This window comes from Kitasatospora sp. NPDC093558 (assembly GCF_040683475.1).
Classification (GTDB): Bacteria; Actinomycetota; Actinomycetes; order Streptomycetales; family Streptomycetaceae; genus Kitasatospora.
In genome coordinates this window covers 1-1658 of record NZ_JBFBDY010001043.1, presented here as the reverse complement: position 1 = coordinate 1658, position 1658 = coordinate 1, and the positions used below count along the sequence as shown (strand labels likewise).

General features: G+C 73.2%; 1 protein-coding gene and 1 pseudogene. Both read right to left on the bottom strand.

Annotated elements, in window-relative coordinates; genetic code table 11:
- Positions 1-12: 12 nt before the first annotated feature.
- On the bottom strand, positions 13-1140 hold the full coding sequence (locus AB0O00_RS38285; protein WP_363659301.1) for a YncE family protein: 1128 nt from the start codon (positions 1138-1140) through the stop codon (positions 13-15).
- A 95-nt stretch (positions 1141-1235) separates the two neighbouring features.
- Positions 1236-1658: pseudogene (locus AB0O00_RS38280) on the bottom strand (hypothetical protein); the annotation flags it as partial.

Sequence of the window (1658 nt, the reverse complement as noted above, 5' to 3'; positions counted from 1 at the left end):
GGCGGGGTCCCGTCAGATGCCGACGATCTTCAGGGCGCCGTCGACGATGTAGAGGGTGTGGCCGTCGGGGCCCGCAGCCAGTCCCGTCACAAAGTTGAGACCGGTGACCGCCTCGGCCGGGACGAGGGTGTTGGTCGAGGTGTCGAGGGAGAGGATCCGGACCCTGCCGGTGGAGCTGGCGTAGTCCAGGCAGGCGATGTACAGCCGGGTGCCGTCCGGGCTCATCGACGGACTGGTCAGTGCTTGGGCCCGGGTGATGCCCAGGTTCATGGTCGCGGTGACGGTGTCGGTGGCGGGGTCGAGCGTGTAGCCCGTGCCGGTGCTGCTCACGCCGTACACGCGGGTGCCGTCCGGGGTGAGTGCCAGAGCGGCCTTGGTGCTGGGGGTGGCGACGGTCCCGGTCACGGCCGGGGGCTCGACGCTGGTGTCCAGGTGGACCAGGCCCTCGTCCGTGCTGACGTACGTGCCGGCGCCGTCCGGCCGGGTGACCACCGACCCCAGGGAGCGGCCGGGCACCGTCACGGCGGCGGTGAACGCCTGCTGTTGCGGCGAGAACTCCAGGACCCGGGCGCCCGGTTGGGTCGGCTGGTGCCAGAGCGAGGGTCCGTCCTGGGTCACGTAGACCCGCGAGCCGTCCGGGCTGACCGTCAGCGCGCTCAGGCCCCCGTCGCCGGTCCCGTCCGGGCGCGGCTGATTCGGCGCGAGCGTGGTGGAGACCACCGTGTTGGTGGCGGTGTCGACGGCGCTCAGCGTGGACAGCGGCAGCAGGCGCATCGCCCCGAACAGCACGTAGACCCGCGAGCCGTCCGGGCTGACCGCCACCGGCCCGGCGTTGGCCCCGTACTCGGTGGTCAGCGTGACCGTGGCGGCGATCGTCCCGCTCTGGGTGTCGACCACCTTCAGTTTGACGCCGCTCACGCCGTCCTTGACCGAGACGTACGCCTTGCGCCCGTCCGGGCTGACCGCCACCGAGGCTGGCTCCGAGAAGGGCGGGGAATCCAGGACGACGGTCCCCGGGAGACCCCGCACCGGCCCGTCGGGCGCGTCGTCCGCCCCTGCGCTGCCGGCCCCGGCGAGCAGCAGCGCTGCCGCCGCCACCAGAGCGCCTAACCAACGAGCCTTCGACACGAGCGAGTTCATGGTGCCCTCCCCTTGGCGTGCCGCGGATCCCCGCGGCGGAAGGCAAACGCTACGGGACGGGTCGGACAACCGAAGCGGATTCCGGCCTCGGGACGCTACGGGCAGTGGTAGGGGAAGGTGACGGTCGCGGTCCGGGCGGCGGGCGAGAGGATCTCCAGGGTGGCGGTGGCCTGGAGGGACCCCTGGCCGTCGAACGTCCAGCGCAGGATCAGGTCGGTGTGGCGCGTGCCGGAGCGCACGTCCTGCACGATCTCGTCAGAGGTCGTGCCGTCGCTGCGCAGCCAGTGGTAACGGATGCTGCCGGCGCCGCCGTTGGTCTCCACCGAGGCCGTGACGACGGCGGTGCCCCCGCAGCCGGGGCCCGCCGGGTCGGTGGTCACGCCGACGGAGGTGACGGCCAGGGCGGTCGTGTGGAAGCGCCAGAACAGCAGCGCCAGGACCGCGAGGAGCACGGCCGCCGGCACCAGCCACCTGCGCACCCGGCGGGGCCGCTTCGGCCGCCCGTCCGCCGCCGCCTC